The 17,081-nt window shown below is 41.8% G+C and carries 12 protein-coding genes; 2 read left to right on the top strand and 10 right to left on the bottom strand.

All coding sequences use genetic code 11. The features are described 5' to 3' along the window. Window positions 1–47: 47 nt before the first annotated feature. Window positions 48–554, top strand: coding sequence for a hypothetical protein (locus CD33_RS20510; RefSeq protein ID WP_176400097.1), 507 nt, complete (start codon window positions 48–50; stop codon window positions 552–554). A 177-nt stretch (window positions 555–731) separates the two neighbouring features. Here the strand turns inward: CD33_RS20510 and CD33_RS08525 are convergent, their stop codons facing one another. Beyond that, complete coding sequence (locus CD33_RS08525) at window positions 732–1,091, bottom strand: response regulator (protein WP_036200086.1); 360 nt, start codon at window positions 1,089–1,091, stop codon at window positions 732–734. A gap of 183 nt (window positions 1,092–1,274) precedes the next feature. On the opposite strand from CD33_RS08525, the gene CD33_RS08520 reads away from it, so the two are divergent. Continuing rightward, the gene (locus CD33_RS08520; protein WP_036200085.1) at window positions 1,275–1,808 is read left to right on the top strand and encodes a DUF2529 family protein; all 534 of its coding nucleotides are present in this window, start codon (window positions 1,275–1,277) and stop codon (window positions 1,806–1,808) included. Window positions 1,809–2,204: 396 nt separating this feature from the next. On the opposite strand, the gene pyrG is transcribed toward CD33_RS08520, so the two are convergent. The 9 genes from pyrG to CD33_RS08475 all read right to left on the bottom strand — a co-directional run bounded on the left by pyrG (window position 2,205) and on the right by CD33_RS08475 (window position 16,958). Beyond that, window positions 2,205–3,803, bottom strand: a complete 1,599-nt coding sequence (gene pyrG, locus CD33_RS08515; RefSeq protein WP_036200084.1) for a CTP synthase — start codon at window positions 3,801–3,803, stop codon at window positions 2,205–2,207. A 767-nt stretch (window positions 3,804–4,570) separates the two neighbouring features. Continuing rightward, window positions 4,571–5,140: a DNA-directed RNA polymerase subunit delta gene (gene rpoE, locus CD33_RS08510; RefSeq protein ID WP_176400099.1), complete on the bottom strand. Its 570-nt coding sequence runs from the start codon at window positions 5,138–5,140 to the stop codon at window positions 4,571–4,573. Between the two features lie 743 nt (window positions 5,141–5,883). Further along, on the bottom strand, window positions 5,884–9,159 hold the full coding sequence (icmF, locus tag CD33_RS08505; protein WP_036200083.1) for a fused isobutyryl-CoA mutase/GTPase IcmF: 3,276 nt from the start codon (window positions 9,157–9,159) through the stop codon (window positions 5,884–5,886). Between the two features lie 147 nt (window positions 9,160–9,306). After that, the gene (locus CD33_RS08500; RefSeq protein WP_036200082.1) at window positions 9,307–9,945 is read right to left on the bottom strand and encodes a TetR/AcrR family transcriptional regulator; all 639 of its coding nucleotides are present in this window, start codon (window positions 9,943–9,945) and stop codon (window positions 9,307–9,309) included. Window positions 9,946–9,948: 3 nt separating this feature from the next. Then, on the bottom strand, window positions 9,949–11,088 hold the full coding sequence (locus CD33_RS08495; protein ID WP_036200081.1) for an acyl-CoA dehydrogenase: 1,140 nt from the start codon (window positions 11,086–11,088) through the stop codon (window positions 9,949–9,951). A gap of 102 nt (window positions 11,089–11,190) precedes the next feature. Further along, window positions 11,191–12,345 (bottom strand): acyl-CoA dehydrogenase, encoded by a 1,155-nt coding sequence (locus CD33_RS08490; RefSeq protein WP_036200080.1) that lies wholly within the window; start codon window positions 12,343–12,345, stop codon window positions 11,191–11,193. 15 nt (window positions 12,346–12,360) lie between these two features. Further along, the gene (locus CD33_RS08485; protein ID WP_036200079.1) at window positions 12,361–13,215 is read right to left on the bottom strand and encodes a 3-hydroxybutyryl-CoA dehydrogenase; all 855 of its coding nucleotides are present in this window, start codon (window positions 13,213–13,215) and stop codon (window positions 12,361–12,363) included. 86 nt (window positions 13,216–13,301) lie between these two features. Beyond that, a complete protein-coding gene (gene mmgA, locus CD33_RS08480) occupies window positions 13,302–14,495 on the bottom strand; it encodes an acetyl-CoA C-acetyltransferase (protein WP_036200078.1) in 1,194 nt (397 codons plus the stop codon). A 318-nt stretch (window positions 14,496–14,813) separates the two neighbouring features. Beyond that, window positions 14,814–16,958: a (Fe-S)-binding protein gene (locus tag CD33_RS08475; protein ID WP_036200077.1), complete on the bottom strand. Its 2,145-nt coding sequence runs from the start codon at window positions 16,956–16,958 to the stop codon at window positions 14,814–14,816. Window positions 16,959–17,081: the final 123 nt, after the last annotated feature.

Here is a 17,081-nt window from a genome sequence, read left to right as displayed (position 1 = left end):
TAGCAAAAAGCATGACGGCTCTCAAGTATGAGCCGTCATGCTTTTCTGTGGCGAAAGCCTGCGACAGCCACAAAATTTTTATACTCGTCTCTCAAGTTCTAGGAGACGGGATTGTTTTCTGCGCCGAAAGCTTGCGTCAGGCGCAAATATCTTTCTTTTACGCTCTCAAGTATCAGCCGTCATGCTTTTCTGTGACAAAAGCCTGCGACAGCCACAAAATTTTTATACTCGTCTCTCAAGTTCTAGGAGACGGGATTGTTTTCTGCGCCGAAAGCTTGCGTCAGGCGCAAATATCTTTCTTTTACGCTCTCAAGTATCAGCCGTCATGCTTTTCTGTGACAAAAGCCTGCGACAGCCACAAAATTTTTATACTCGTCTCTCAAGTTCTAGGAGACGGGATTGTTTTCTGCGCCGAAAGCTTGCGTCAGGCGCAAATATCTTTCTTTTACGCTCTCAAGTATCAGCCGTCATGCTTTTCTGTGGCAAAAGCTTGCGACAGCCACAAAATTTTTATACCCGTCTCTCAAGTTCTAGGAGACGGGATTGTTTTCTGAGCCGAAAGCTTGCGTCAGGCGCAAATATCTTTCTTTAACGCTCTCAAGTATGAGCCGTCATGCTTTTATGTAGCGAAAGCTTGCGATAGCCACAAAAAAATCAATTAAGCCTGGTAATCAATAAAAAAATTCCGCATTAAAGAAATTTTCACACTTTTTCAGGAACCTTTCAATTAGTTAACCGTTTAATACTGTATTCACTTCATCTCTAACATCCAAAATATTAAATGGTTTTCTAAAATACTTGGCGATCCCTAATTGATTCGCTTCCATAAGAATCTCCTCGCCTTCAAATGCGGTCATCATAAATACAGGCAGGTGAGGATTCTTTTCACGTATTCTTTTTAGAATTTCGATACCGTCCATTCCAGGTATCTTCATATCCAGCATGACCCCATCTATAGCTTCGCGATCAATAAGATTAAGCGCTTCCATACCATTTGCGGCTTGATACACTTTATAACCTTCCTTGGAGAAGACTTCATTTAATAAAAGGCGTATTCCTTTTTGATCATCTACAATTAATATTTTTTTCACAGCAACTTCCCCTTAACGTGGTTATTTTATTATATTTCCCCAAGTACCCTATTCCCGATATTATTATCCTTAAACATAAATTTTCGATAATTTTTTTAAAAATCCCTTTCAATACTCTTACAAAAACTTCACAATTTACTTTTTACTAAAGAAAAAATTATAATACATTGAAGAGGTGAAATTATGTCAAAAATACTTTCTACTCAAATGAGTGGACTATTCCAAAGAATTATACAAAGTGAAGAAGAAGCAATTGAAGAAACTTCACGTCTATTGGCTCAAGCAAGTATTGGCCAAGGAAATATCTATTTTGCTTGTTTTGATGAATTGCAGGCCATTGAAACGAATGCTTTGCACGGCGCGGAACCATTTATTAACCTGAAAAGTTGGTCAACCACAACTCCCCTTACCGAAGCAGATCGCGTTTGCATTTTCACAACAAAAAACGAAAACCCGGAAGCATTAAATCTGGCAAAAAAACTATACGAAAATTTCATCCCTTTTTCGGTTGTGTCAAACGAACCAAAAAGTGAATCCAATGAATTGAGCGAACTAGCATACACTTATATCTCAATGAAAGTTCGGGGCGGAATCCTGCCACACCCGACTAAATTGGGAGAGCGTGTCTTAATACCGAATCTAATGGCCGGCCTTTTTATATATGAAGCAATAAAACTAAACTATGACGAAATGATTTCAGACGACGACGAATTATAGTTAATACATAGCCTCTTTTCTACTCGAAAAGAGGTTTTTATTACCTTTCAATATTATCATACTATAATTAAAAATATAATTAGTAATTTGTATTTTTTTCCTTTTTTTTTTTTTTTACTAGTTCATTTTACATTAAAAAAACTTTTTCCCCATCTCAATCGGGAAAAAGTCTTTTTTATTATCAGACTGTTGATAAACGCTTTCATCCTGCGTTGGTTGTCTCGTTCGTCCCCTCATGAACGTAATGTTCTATTCATCCCTTCACTCGACTGCCCGCCTTGTCTGCCAAGCGTTTTCAAGACAGTCTGGGTGATTTTTCATTTAAGGAAATAGCCTAAAAAAACGTGTAGACAAAGTCGAAGATTGACTTTGTCTACACTCTGGTCTTTTTTATTATTATTTATTTTTAAATGCTGCACCAACAAATTCACGGAATAGCGGTTGTGGGCGCTGAGGACGTGAGATTAATTCCGGATGGAACTGACAAGCTACGAAGAACTTTTTCTCCGGCAGCTCGATAATTTCCACTAATTTATTATCAGGGCTTGTACCAGAGAATACTAGACCCTCAGCTTCCATTGCTTCTCGGAATTCATTATTAAATTCATAGCGATGGCGGTGACGCTCATAAACTAATTCATCATTATAAGCTTGTGCGGCACGGGAACCTTCTGCTAGCTTACATGGATATAATCCTAGACGCAATGTTCCACCTAAATCCACTTCATCACTTTGGTCCGGTAAGAAGTCAATGATTGGGTATGGTGTTTCTTTATTTAGTTCCGTTGAATGTGCCCCTTTCAAGCCAAGCACGTTACGGGCAAATTCAATTGTTGCCAGTTGCATGCCCAAGCAAATTCCCAAGAACGGAATATCGTTTTCTCGAGCATAATTGATCGCAGAAATTTTCCCTTCAATGCCACGATCGCCAAAACCACCCGGCACTAGAATTCCATCTGCATCTTTTAATAATTCGTTAACGTTTTCGGAATTTACATCTTCTGCATTAATCCAATCCACTTCGATATCCGAATCATATACATAACCAGCATGCTTTAATGCTTCCACAACTGAAATATACGCATCTTGCAGTTCAACATACTTCCCAACTAAAGCGATACGTGTTTTTTGCGAAAGATTTTTCACCTTCGCCACAAGCTCTTTCCAATCTGCCATATCTGCTTCCGGCGCTTCGATACCAAAGTGTTCAAGGACAATATCATCGAAATCTTGAGCGTGTAAATTCAAAGGAATATCATATAAAGTTTCAGCATCACGTGATTCGATAATGTCACGTGGTGAAACGTCGCAGAATAAAGCTAATTTATCTTTCATCTCTTCCGATACAGCCTGCTCTGTACGAACGACAATAATATTCGGCTGGATACCCAACGAACGCAATTCTTTTACCGAGTGCTGAGTCGGCTTAGTTTTCAACTCGCCAGCAGCTGCAATATAAGGAATCAACGTACAGTGGACATACATAACATTATGGTGACCAAGGTCTGATTTCATTTGACGAATGGCTTCAAGGAATGGAAGGGATTCAATATCCCCCACCGTTCCGCCTACTTCGGTAATGACAATATCGGCGTTAGTTTCGCGGCCAGCACGTTGGATACGATCTTTTATTTCATTCGTTACATGAGGAATGACTTGTACAGTTTTACCATTGTAGTCACCACGACGTTCTTTCGCAAGAACCGATTGATATACACGGCCGGAAGTCACTGTCGAGTGTTTACCTAAATTAATATCGATAAAACGCTCATAGTGCCCCAGGTCCAAATCAGCCTCTGCACCATCATCTGTTACAAACACTTCACCATGCTGATACGGACTCATTGTGCCTGGATCAATATTTAAATAAGGGTCGAATTTTTGAATCGTTACTTGCAACCCTCTATTTTTTAATAATCGTCCCAATGATGATGCGACAATCCCTTTACCAAGCGAAGAAACAACCCCACCTGTTACAAAAATATACTTTGTCATTTGCAAATTCCTCCTCATACCTACGTTCGCTATTTATATTTAAGAAAGTTTGAGAACTTTTAATCAATCTGTACATAATCATTCATTCCCAATTCTAAAGTTTCAAGTCTAAAAATTAAAACTTTCGACGGAATTGAGATGATTTTGCATCGCGACTTCGTAAAGTTTTCAAACTAAATATGGAGAGTTTTTCATATTTACTATTGACCTAGAAAAAACAAAAAAACGCTCCTCCTGCATTGTTTGCAGGGGGAGCGTGATTGGTTCACGGTCATTCTCCATCTCGAATGGAGCCCAAGTAAAAGATTATATGGAACGCTATAAGAAGTCAAGTGCTTTCATGGAGAATAGCATAATTTTAATATTTTTAGCGAAATGATTATTCGTTCCATGGAGTTTGTTCTTTTTTCGAGCCGATTCAAAATTCAGCCTATTCTGTTTTAGGTTCATAGGCAGTTTGGAAGGAAGTTAAGGAAGTATTGTACTCATTGGGTAAAAATTGGATCATCGTGCGTTTGTAGTATTTTTTATATTAGACCAAGGGAATCAACCTCTCATGAAGACTTTTTACGCTGAAATCTTCCCCAAACAGTGCTTCATCCCCTCCAGGAAGCACTTTTCACACTGAAAGCTCCCACACAAAAAGTGCTTCATCTTCCCAGGTGTATGAAAATTCGAATCGACAAGTTCCCCTTCCCTTGAAGAACCGCCACAAAAAAAGTAGATGGGGAAAATGTCATCCCCACCTACACGTCTTACACAAAAAGTTATTTTTCCAGCTCTTCGTCTAAATCTTCTTCCTCTTCTTCTGTTTCATCATCATCAATGATGAATCCATCTTCTTCTTCGATTAGATCGTCGTCAATGTCAGCGTCCACTTCGTCGATGCTGTCGATTTCTTCTTCAACAAAGTCCAAATCTTCTTCATCTTCGTCTTCAACTTCTTCATCAACAAATTCTTCGAAGTCTTCCTCAAATACAAGATCGTCTTCATCAACAATCAAATCTTCTTCATCGTCTGCAGTAGCTTTTGACTTACGTTTACGCGCTTTGACAGTCGGTGCCGTTTCTTCTTCAATCGTTTCAACTTTATACCATTCACGAAGTCCCCATCCATTTTCATGGTTTAAAAGGAAGCGTCCATCGATATTCATATCTGTATAAAATTGTACAAGTCTATCTTGGATCTCGGCATCAGAAAAACCATTTAAATTTTGAATTTCTTTTAATAATTCCTGGAATCCAATAGCTGTTTTTTTCTCTTCTAAAATTGCATAGGCTAAGTCAATTAACGATTCTTCTGTTAATTGTTCTTTTGTCATTTCACGAATATCCAACTCGTGCACGTCCTTTCTATCAATAAAATCAAGTAATATTTTTTTGTTCAAAACACATTTGCATTAAGTGATGCAACTCTAACTATCACGATTTCTATTGCTGCAGAAAAGCTACATTAGAATAATTCCGTTACAAGCAAGATCTCCAAAAAATCACTAATTTACCATGACGGAAAATGTGAGTGGTTTTCCACCTTACCTGCAAACAAAGATAATACATATCTTAAACATAATATCCATTATATACAAAGTGCTATACACTATGCTAGTTTCATTTACTCTTTTTTAATTTATATATTTCTTTCAACCCTAGATAAAATAAAAAACCCGATAAGAACAGTAGTGGAACAGAACCTAATTGCTTATCATACAAAAAGAAGATGCCAATCAAGCAAGCCAGGATGATTATGTAATGTAAGTATTGTTTCAGCAATTGAAATCCTTCCCTTCTGTCCCATTTATTATAGCTAAATTTGAAAAAATAGTACTAGATTTCTTGAACAAAAAGGAACTATTTTTTCACCAAATGTTGGGTTGATAAAATTATCTCATATTTAAGGCACCAATACCTCCTAAATGGTACCATTTTTTTCGCTATTTTATTCAGAAACACAATGAAATCTCATATTGGTGCTAAATCCTACAAGGAGAAACGATATAAACTGGAAGAACCGTACATTTATTTCCTTAATTAAAAAAGCCTGCTCTTGATCAACATATCAAAAGCAGGTGCTAAAGTGGTCTTACATATTTCTTCTGTATTGCCCTCCGACCTCATACAAGGCTTTTGTAATTTGGCCTAGACTTGCTACCTGGACTGTTTCCATAAGCTGTTCAAAAATATTACCGCCCATGAGTGCAACTTCCTTCAGTTTATTTAGGGAAGCTTCACACTCTGATTGATGACGCGTTTGGAAAGCTTGCAGATTTTGGATTTGCAAATCTTTTTCCTGTTTTGAAGCACGGGCTATTTCCATACTATTGATGCTATCGGCAGAAGGAGGATTCGGATTTAAATACGTATTGACCCCGATGATTGGCAGCTCTCCCGAATGTTTCAGATGCTCGTAATACATCGATTCCTCCTGGATTTTCCCGCGTTGGTACTGGGTTTCCATTGCCCCGAGAACCCCTCCGCGATCATTCATCCTCTCAAACTCTTCCAGCACCGCATTTTCCACCAAATCTGTTAATTCCTCTACAATAAACGATCCTTGCATCGGATTTTCGTTTTTTGATAAGCCATGCTCTTTTGTAATGATCATTTGTATCGCCATTGCACGTCTTACCGACTCTTCCGTCGGCGTCGTAATCGCCTCGTCATAAGCATTTGTATGAAGAGAGTTGCAATTATCCTGCAGGGCCATTAATGCTTGCAATGTAGTACGGATATCATTGAAGTCGATTTCTTGTGCGTGCAATGAACGTCCGGATGTTTGAACATGATACTTCAATTTTTGTGAACGCTCATTTGCATTATATTTGTCGCGCATAACAGTGGCCCATATTCTGCGGGCTACCCGGCCAATTACTGTATATTCAGGGTCCAGGCCGTTGGAGAAGAAGAATGATAAATTAGGTGCAAAATCATCAATTTTCATGCCTCGACTTAAATAATATTCCACATACGTAAAGCCATTTGCCAGTGTAAATGCCAGCTGCGATATCGGGTTTGCCCCGGCTTCTGCAATATGGTATCCGGATATGGAAACCGAGTAATAATTTCGAACTTTGTGGTCAATGAAGTATGCCTGGATATCCCCCATCATCCGAAGGGCAAATTCCGTCGAGAAAATACAAGTATTTTGCCCTTGATCTTCTTTTAAAATATCTGCCTGTACTGTCCCACGCACTACTTGCAATGTCTTTTCCCTAACTTCAGTGAACTCATCAAACGTCAGCTGTCGCCCTAGTTCTTCCTCTTTTTTACGAACTTGCTGATCAATGGCTGTATTCATGAACATTGCCAGAATGATCGGTGCCGGGCCGTTGATGGTCATTGAAACCGATGTAGAAGGTGCACATAAGTCAAAGCCGGCGTACAGCTTTTTCATGTCATCCAAAGTACATACACTGACCCCTGACTCTCCGACCTTCCCATAAATATCCGGACGGGTATCCGGGTCTTCGCCATATAAAGTAACCGAGTCAAAGGCTGTGGAAAGTCGTTTCGCATCATCATCTTTCGATAAATAATGGAATCGTTTATTAGTTCTTTCCGGTGTTCCCTCTCCAGCAAATTGACGTTTCGGGTCTTCCCCTTCTCTTTTAAATGGGAATACTCCTGCTGTATAAGGGAATTCCCCCGGAACATTTTCTGCATACACCCAACGCAGTATTTCTCCATAATCTTTGTATTTTGGTAGTGCTACTTTGGAAATTTTCGTCCCTGACAAGGAGGTCGTTTTTAACAATGTTCGAATTTCTCTGTCCCTAACTTTTGTGACAAATTCCTCACTGGCATAGGATTCCTTGAGCTTCTCCCAATTATCAAGAATGCGTTTGGATTCTGCCGATAATTCTCCTCTTACACTCTCAGCCAACGATTCCAATGATTTCACCAAGACGTCATCCGGTGTATTTTCCAGAACTTGATGGATCGTCCCTTCCAGTTGGTATAGTTTCCGGGCCAACTCCACTTGTTGGGATGCTTTTTTATGATAGTTCCGAACTGTATCGGCAATTTCCCGTAAATAGTAGCGGCGGTTATTCGGGATGATGACATCTTGTTTCTGCGTTTTCACGAATAACTCATAGGATGTTTTCCAATCAAAGTCAAACTTCTCGTTAATTTTGGAAACCAATGCGGCAAACAACGAATTGGTCCCTTTATCATTGAACTGGCTCGCAATCGTCCCGTAGACAGGCATCTTATCCAATTCCTCGGACCATAGCTCGTGAGATCGTTGATATTGCTTTTGGACTTGGCGAAGTGCATCCTCGGAGCCCTTGCGTTCAAACTTGTTAATGACGATCAAATCCGCATAGTCAATCATGTCGATTTTCTCAAGTTGCGTTGGCGCTCCAAACTCGCTTGTCATCACGTACATCGATAGGTCTGTATATTTTGTGATTTCCGCGTCGCCTTGCCCAATACCACTTGTTTCGACGACGATAAGATCAAACCCGGCTGCTTTTACAATATCCAGCACATCACCGATGGATGCGGATAGCTCTGTTCTTGAGCCTCGTGTCGCCAAACTCCGCATGAAAACTCGTTGATCGAAAATGGCATTCATGCGAATCCGATCGCCCAGCAGAGCACCTCCTGTTTTTTGCTTCGTTGGGTCCACCGAAATAATCGCAATTTTTTTGTCCGGGAACTCACGCAAAAATCGGCGAATCAATTCATCGGTTAATGAGGATTTCCCTGCACCACCCGTACCAGTTATCCCTAACACAGGCGTATTTTTGGATCTTTTCTTTGCTTCTTCCACCAGGTGCACCGTTTGCCCGTCTCCCCCGAGCTCTGCTGCGGTAATCAAGTTCGCCAATATTTCTGGGCTGTCAGTGGAAAGCTTTTCGAGCAGTTCCATATAATTGCCTTTTAAGGTTGAAAAGTCGGATTCCTCGATTTGCTTGTTAATCATCCCCTGCAACCCGAGTTGCATCCCATCTTCCGGCGAGAAAATGCCGGCGATTCCATATTCATGAAGCTCCTTAATTTCCCTAGGCAGAATCACCCCGCCGCCACCGCCATAGATTCTAATGTGCGGGGCACCTTTTTCGGCTAAAAGGTCGTACATGTATTTAAAGTATTCCATATGTCCACCTTGATAGGAGGAGATGGCGACTGCCTGTGCATCTTCTTGGATGGCCGCGTTGACGACTTCTTCCACCGAACGGTTATGGCCCAGGTGAATCACTTCTACGCCACTCGCCTGCAGAATACGGCGCATAATATTCACTGACACATCATGCCCGTCAAATAGACTTGAGGCGGTTACAAATCGTACATGGTGTTTCGGACGGTAGACCCCTTGTTTCCCTGTATCGGGAGCTTGTTTTACATTTACCATACTAGTACCCCTTTCAAGAACGTGACCGTTTCAGAAACGTTCGTTTAAAGTTTCCATCCCCATTGAATTGAACAAATTATTTCAGCAGCCAACAAAAACACCGCTTCATGCTACGTGCTAACGTATGCTTTTGCGGTGTGGACTGCATCACTCTTTGAAGTGCAAGATTCCGGATAAGCACATCTTTGTTTGGGCAATCGTGTAGTCGTTAATTGTGAAATGCTTATGCAGCGCCCATCTCCGGAACGCCCATGCTTGCCCTTGAACAACGATGTGGTTAGCAGCCAAAAAGACCTCCTTGTCCGTAACCTGTAAATTCCCCGATTGTACGCACCCTTTTAATATTTTTTCAAAGAGGGCGACCATCTCCAACTCTTTCTTTAAAACATAGCTTTGCGCATCTTTCGGCAAAGTTTTTGTTTCCTGATACATGATTGTAAATTCATCTACCATACTATCTATTAATAAAAAGTACTGTTTAATTGCTTCCTTGAGCTCTTCGATGGTTCCAGAACTTGTGGAAATTTGCGATAGTCGCTGTATTACCTGATGATAGATATTGTCACATACTAGATAAAGCACATCTTCTTTTGTACGGATATATTCATATAAAGTCCCGATGCTAAATCCGGCAGCTTTGGCTATTTCCCTTGTTGTGGCACGATGAAAGCCCTTTTCTTTAAAAAGTTTCATCGCCCCTTCAACGATTTGCCTTCTTCGAATCTCGATGAGGCCTTCATCTTTAATGGATGATTTAACAAGGATTTTCCCATTTTGCTCTGACATCGATTACTTTGTAATCATACGAGAGATTACCAGTCGCTGAATCTCTTGTGTTCCTTCGTAGATTTGCGTAATCTTTGCATCACGCATATAGCGCTCCACAGGATAGTCTTTTGTATAGCCATAGCCACCGAATACTTGAACTGCCTCAGTTGTGACAGACATTGCAGTGTCACCTGCCATTAGTTTTGCCATTGCCGATTCTTTCCCGTAAGGAAGGTTATTCGATTCTAACCACGCAGCGTTGTAAGTTAATAGTCTGGAAGCTTCAATTGCTGTTGCCATATCGGCCAGTTTGAAGGAGACTCCTTGGTTTGCAACAATCGGCTTTCCAAATTGCACCCGTTCTTTTGCATATTCTGTTGCTGCATCCAAGGCACCTTGAGCAATTCCAACCGCTTGGGCAGCGATACCATTTCTTCCGCCGTCCAATGTTTTCATGGCAATGATAAAGCCTTCCCCTTCACTTCCAAGAAGGTTTTCTTTAGGGACGCGGCAGTTGTCAAAGATAATTTCGGTCGTTGGTGAAGAACGTATCCCCATTTTCTTTTCTTTTTTGCCGACGCCAAACCCCGGGAAGCTCGACTCTACGATAAACGCACTTGTTCCTTTATGTTTTGACTCTGGATCTGTAACTGCAAACACTACATAAGTATCCGCAATGCCGCCATTGGTAATGAAAATTTTCGAGCCATTCAGCACGTACTCATCACCGTCAAGCTTTGCTGTCGTTTTCATCCCTCCCGCATCACTTCCAGATCCGGCTTCCGTTAGACAATACGCCCCGATTTTTTTCCCTTCCGCCATAGGTCGGAGGTATTTTTGTTTTTGTTCTTCGTTGCCGAACTTGAATATCGGCCACCCTGCCAACGATGTATGTGCAGATAGCGTTACGCCGGTTGACGCACAAACACGCGACAGCTCCTCTACTGCAATCGCATAAGCTAGATAATCAAATCCAGCACCACCATACTCCTCGGGCCAGGGAATGCCTGTCAGCCCCAACTCGGCCATCTTCTCCCAAATTTCACGGTCAAAACGTTCTTCCTCATCACGTTCACCGGCTGTCGGTGCTACCTCATTCAATGCAAAATCACGGATCATCTCACGTAATTGTTGATGCTCCTCAGACAACTGAAAATTCATCTTCCCATTCCCCCGTTATTCAAAATGTGTTCACGTGCTGTATTGTGTACTGTGTGTACTGTGTGTACTGTGTGTGTGCCAGGCACTCACACAAATCAAAAACTATTCAGACTTTTTAGAATTGTTTGTATACCTGGCACTTATGACGATTTTTTGGATTTCGCTTGTGCCTTCGTAGATTTCGGTTACTTTGGCGTCACGGAAATATCGCTCCACAGGATAATCCATTGTATAGCCGTATCCTCCAAATACTTGGATAGCTTCTGTCGAAACATTGACCGCTGTTTTGGATGCGAATAATTTCGCCATCGATGCTTCTTTGCCGCATGGCAATCCAAGAGATTGGAGGTTCGCCGCTCTATAAACCAACAACCTTGCCGCCTCTACCGCTGTTGCCATGTCCGCCAATTTAAAACCGACCCCTTGGTTGGCAGCAATCGGTTTCCCAAATTGGATTCGCTCTTTCGCATAGTTTACAGAAGCTGATAATGCCGCTTCTGCAATCCCCAAGCTTTGTGCGGAAATGCCGATTCTCCCTATATTTAAGTTGGCCATCGCAATTTTAAAGCCTTCATCTTCCTTGCCCAATAAATTCTCTGCAGGGACTTTCATATTTTCAAAAGTTAGCTGCACCGTCCTGGATCCGTGAAGCCCCATTTTCTTCTCATCTTTTCCAACAATGAACCCTGGCGTATCCTTCTCCACGATAAATGCGGAAATCCCTCGGGAACCTCTGGCAGGATTCGTTGAAGCAAACACAATATATACATCCGCTTCCCCGCCATTTGTAATAAACACCTTTGACCCATTCAGGATATAGTGATCATCCTGTTTAACAGCCTTGGTTTTCAATGCCCCGGCATCCGATCCAGCTTCAGGCTCCGTTAAGCAAAATGCCCCTAAATACTCGCCGCTCGCTAACTTCGGAACATATTTTTTCTGTTGTTCCTCTGTTCCAAAATATAAGATCGGGTTTGTTCCTACCGAAGTATGGACCGATAGGATAACCCCCACTACCGCACTTACTTTAGACAGTTCGTTGATGGCCAGAATGTAGGAAGTAAAGTCCATTCCTGCTCCTCCATACTCTTGTGGAACAGTGATGCCCATCAGCCCAAGCCCGCCCATTTTTTTCAGGATTTCATGGGGGAATTCCCCCTGTTCCATGTTGTCAATGAATGGAGTAATTTCACTCTCTGCAAATTGACGCACCATATCCCGCATCATTATTTGCTCTTCTGTAAATACTAGATGCATAGAAACCCTCCTGACTTAATCTTCGTACACATAGAACCCACGGCCGGATTTTCTTCCAAGCCAACCTGCCGCCACATATTTACGGAGCAATGGACATGGGCGATACTTGCTATCCCCCAGGCCATCGTGCAGGATTTCCATGATTGACAGGCATGTATCCAAGCCAATAAAATCCGCCAGCGTCAGTGGACCCATCGGATGATTCATTCCAAGTTTCATGACATCATCAATCGCTTCTTTCGACGCCACCCCTTCATAAAGGGCATATATCGCTTCATTGATCATTGGAAGCAATATACGGTTTGAAATAAAACCAGGGAAATCATTTACTTCCACCGGTGTCTTGGATAATTTCCTCGTCATTTCTTCAACCGACTGATAAACCTCATCGTTTGTTGCTAGCCCACGAATGATTTCAACGAGCTTCATCACCGGCACAGGATTCATAAAATGCATGCCGATCACTTGTTCCGGTCGTTCTGTTACAGCAGCAATTTCTGTTATCGGCAAGGACGAAGTGTTCGTTGCCAAGATTGCATGTTTGGGAGCGATGCTGTCCAATTCTCTAAATATCGATTGTTTAATATCCATATTTTCTGTCGCCGCTTCAATTACCAGGTCCGCATCATTCGCATCATTCAGATGTAGCGACATCGTAATGCGTCCAAGTATCGCTTCTTTTTCTTCCTCTGTTTTTCTTCCCTTTTCTACGTCTCTTGCTAAATTTTTTGTAATAACCCCTAGCCCACGATCGAAAAACTCCTGCTTCATGTCATTCAGTAACACGTCAAAGCCCGCTTGTGCACAAACTTGTGCAATCCCCGATCCCATTTGACCAGCACCTACTACCATCACCTTTTGAATAGCCACTACTCGCTCATCCCCTGACTTTTGTTTGAGTGTGTTGAACTTCTTTTAGATTTATGAAAATAAAAACATCTTACATTGTCTAACAATTATTGCTTTGGCACTTCGATCAGTATGGCGTCCCCTTGGCCACCGCCTGAACATATTGCGGCGATTCCAATTCCGCCACCGCGGCGTCTCAGCTCGTAGGCCAAAGTCAAAATGATTCTCGCACCCGATGCCCCGATTGGATGTCCCAGTGCAACCGCTCCCCCATTGACATTCACTTTCTCTGAATCTATCCCCGCAATTTGATTGCTGACGAGAGCAACGGCAGCGAATGCTTCATTAATTTCGACAAGGTCGATTTCTTCAATCGATTTGTTTGTCTTCTTTAACAGCTCGTTAATTACAAGTCCTGGTGTTTGCGGGAAATCCTTTGGCTCAACTCCGACCTCTGCATGCCCCAGTACATAAGCAAGTGGTTTGCGGCCTTCTGTTGTTGCCTTTTCCTCGCTCATTAAGACCAGCGCACACGCCCCATCATTGATTCCTGGTGCATTTCCGGCAGTGATTGTCCCGTCTTTATCAAACGCAGGTTTTAATATTGATAACGCTTCCAAAGATGTGTTTTTACGTGGTGCCTCATCCTCCAGCACTGTCGTTACCTCGCCTTTTCTCCCTTTAATCTCGATTGCGGTGATTTCTTCTGCGAATTTTCCTTCTTCCATCGCTTTTATAGCGAATTGATGGCTTCTTACTGCCCATTCATCCTGCGTTTCTCTTGCAAGTTCAAAAGCACCTGCCGTTTCATTCCCGTAAGTTCCCATGTGAACATTTTCTGGATGGAACGCACAAGATAGCCCGTCGAACACCATGCCATCTACCAATTTGGCATCTCCCATTCGAAGTCCCCATCGTCCATTAGGCAAATAGTAAGGTGCGTTTGACATCGATTCCATGCCACCTGCAACAATGACTTCTTCGTCTCCCAAACGAATAAGCTGGTCGGCCAATGTGACACTACGCAACCCAGAGGCACATACTTTATTAATCGTTTCTGTTTTTACCGAATAAGGAATCCCTGCTTTTTGTGCAGCTTGTCGAGAAGGAATTTGTCCTTGCCCTGCTTGAAGCACTGTCCCCATAATGACCTCGTTCACTTCATCCGGTGTGACATCTGCTCTTTCCAATGCAGCTTTAATCGCCTTACCTCCTAAATCACTTGCAGTTAACGCCGAAAGAGTTCCCCCAAACTTTCCAAACGGTGTTCTTGCCCCTTCTAAAATAACTGTTCTACTCAAATCTACATCCCCTTTGTTTTCAAGTTTTACCGCACAGTTTCTTACATAGTTACGAAGGTCTTATGGTTGATATTTCGGTGCAATGTTCAATCTTCCATAAACCTTTTGAAATTGAAGCGTGCTACCATCGACTGAACGCTCGCTCAATTTATGTTTAATAAAAAGGGGAGTTACTTAGAACTCCCTTTTTACACTTATCTATATTTTATAGAATATTAATCTGTTAATCAATTTTAATTTTTCTGATATTACAATTTTTAATAATATTAAACGTTAATTCTCTAATAAAATCAAATTTCTTCTAAACAACACTGTAAACTAAACTTCCACCGTTTCCTCTTCGGCCGGTTCCACTGCTTTTTCTCCGAATACAGAACGTTCCAAAATCTCGGCGATGTCGAATGTGCCAATTGATTCTTCAACCTCTTTTGCTTTCGTTCCATCAGATAGCATCGTTAAGCAATAAGGACAACCGGAAGAAATGACGGATGCACTAGTTGCCAGTGCTTGTTCTGTACGTGCCACATTGATTCTGTTGCCTACGTGTTCTTCCATCCACATTAGACCCCCACCAGCTCCACAGCACATTGCCGTTTCACGGTTACGTTCCATTTCGACAAGATTAACACCTGGAATGGCTTTTAGAATTTCACGCGGTGCATCATATACATCGTTGTAACGACCCAGGTAGCAAGAATCATGGAATACGATTGTTTCATCCACCCGATGATTTAATGTCAGCTTCCCTTCATTCACTAAATCGTACAGCAGCTCTGTATGATGATACACTTCCCCTTCCCATCCAAAATCTTTGTACTCATTTTTAAAGATATTGTAAGCATGAGGGTCGAGGGTAACGATTTTCGTCACATCATTTTTTACGAACTCTTCGATGTTTGCCGCAGCAAGCTCTTGGAATAAAAACTCATTACCTAAACGACGCGGCGTATCGCCTGAGTTTTTCTCTTTATTGCCTAGTATCGCAAATTTAATGCCTGCTTCATTCATTAGTCGGGCAAAGGTTAGAGCGATTTTTTGCGAGCGGCTATCGAATGATCCCATTGAACCGACCCAGAATAAATATTCGAAACCTTCACCAGATTTTTTTGCTTCTTTTACAGTTGGAATGGAAATGGATGGGTCCATCTCACGCCAATTTTCTTTTTCTTTTCGGTTAAGCCCCCATGGATTGCCTTGACGTTCAATATTATTCATGGCGCGTTGTGCGTCAGAATTTACTTTCCCTTCCGTCATTGTTAAATAGCGGCGCAGGTCGATAATTTTATCCACATGCTCATTCATCACCGGACATTGATCTTCACAGTTACGGCACGTCGTACATGCCCAAATTTCTTCTTCCGTAATAACATCACCTATCAACGAAGGGCTGTAAATATCTTCAATAACTGCCCCTTCCGCACCAGCGGCCATCGCCAGCTGATTGCCTTGAGTATTATTGAATGCAAATGCCGGCACCCAAGGTTTTTGTTTTGTCGTTACTGCCCCTGTAAAAGTTAGATGGTCACGCAACTTAACGATGAGGTCCATTGGAGAGAGCATCTTCCCTGTCCCTGTTGCAGGACACATATTCGTACAGCGTCCGCACTCCACACAAGCATATAAATCAAGCATTTGCTTCTGTGTGAAGTCTGTAATTTTACCAACACCAAGTGCCGGCATTTCCGCTTCGTCCTCCGCTTCCTCAAGTGCAGCAAAATCGATCGGGCGAAGTGTCCCAATCCGATCTTGTCGGTTGACAACCGCATTTAAAGTACCCGTGATTAAGTGGAAGTGCTTCCCTTGTGGAATGTAAACAAGGAAGGCAAGCAATGCTAGTAGATGTGCCCACCACATCACAAAGAAGATTACCGCCGCAACCGTAGGCGACATCCATTGGAACAGCCACGCAATACTGGATGCAACAGGCTCAGCTAGCGTAAAAGCATGTCCGTGCCAGATAAGCGCCATACCGTTTCCTATTAAAGTGGCAAACATTAGGACGCCTAAAAACAAATAAACCAATCCGTTTTTAAAGCCTCGTTTAAGCCGGACAAGCTTTTCCATGTAACGGCGGTAAAACGCTACTGCAACCGCTACCAAGATGACCAATACAACAATTTCCTGGAAGAAAGTAAAGACAGGATATAATCCACCAAGCGGCAAATGTGAGTCCGGAGCTAGTCCCTTCCAAATTAAATCGATCGCCCCTAATTGCACTAATAAGAAGCCGTAGAAAAAGGCAACATGGACCAAGCCCATCTTTTTATCTTTTAGGAGTTTGGATTGTCCAAAAACTTTTTCTGCTAAATCCCCTAATCGTTCTTTTAGCTTTAGTTCGAATTCTTCTTTTCTGCCCAATTGAATAAATTGATAACGTGTTTTAATTAGATAAAAGAATAAACCTAACGCGTATAAGAGAACCGCACCAAATAACACCCAATTTGCAATAAGCAATCCATTCATTATTTTTCCCCCTTTTTTCCTCTATTCCCCTTTGTTCAAAATAACTTTTTTCGAGTAGTCTTAAAATATTCTATAATATTAGTAAATTCAAGAACCCTCAATTTTATGTCTCTATTGTAGAAT

The organism is Ureibacillus sinduriensis BLB-1 = JCM 15800 (assembly GCF_000772955.1).
Lineage (GTDB): Bacteria > Bacillota > Bacilli > Bacillales_A > Planococcaceae > Ureibacillus > Ureibacillus sinduriensis.
Note: the sequence above shows the minus strand (reverse complement) of the source record. Positions and strands in the feature narration are given on the sequence as shown.

Excerpts from the sequence above, each read along its gene's own strand:
- CD33_RS08520 (WP_036200085.1), top strand. The coding sequence starts at position 1,275 with ATGTCAAAAATACTTTCTACTCAAATGAGTGGACTATTCCAAAGAATT.
- pyrG (WP_036200084.1), bottom strand. The coding sequence starts at position 3,803 with ATGACAAAGTATATTTTTGTAACAGGTGGGGTTGTTTCTTCGCTTGGT.
- icmF (WP_036200083.1), bottom strand. The coding sequence starts at position 9,159 with ATGGTAAATGTAAAACAAGCTCCCGATACAGGGAAACAAGGGGTCTAC.
- CD33_RS08500 (WP_036200082.1), bottom strand. The coding sequence starts at position 9,945 with ATGTCAGAGCAAAATGGGAAAATCCTTGTTAAATCATCCATTAAAGAT.
- CD33_RS08495 (WP_036200081.1), bottom strand. The coding sequence starts at position 11,088 with ATGAATTTTCAGTTGTCTGAGGAGCATCAACAATTACGTGAGATGATC.
- CD33_RS08490 (WP_036200080.1), bottom strand. The coding sequence starts at position 12,345 with ATGCATCTAGTATTTACAGAAGAGCAAATAATGATGCGGGATATGGTG.
- CD33_RS08475 (WP_036200077.1), bottom strand. The coding sequence starts at position 16,958 with ATGAATGGATTGCTTATTGCAAATTGGGTGTTATTTGGTGCGGTTCTC.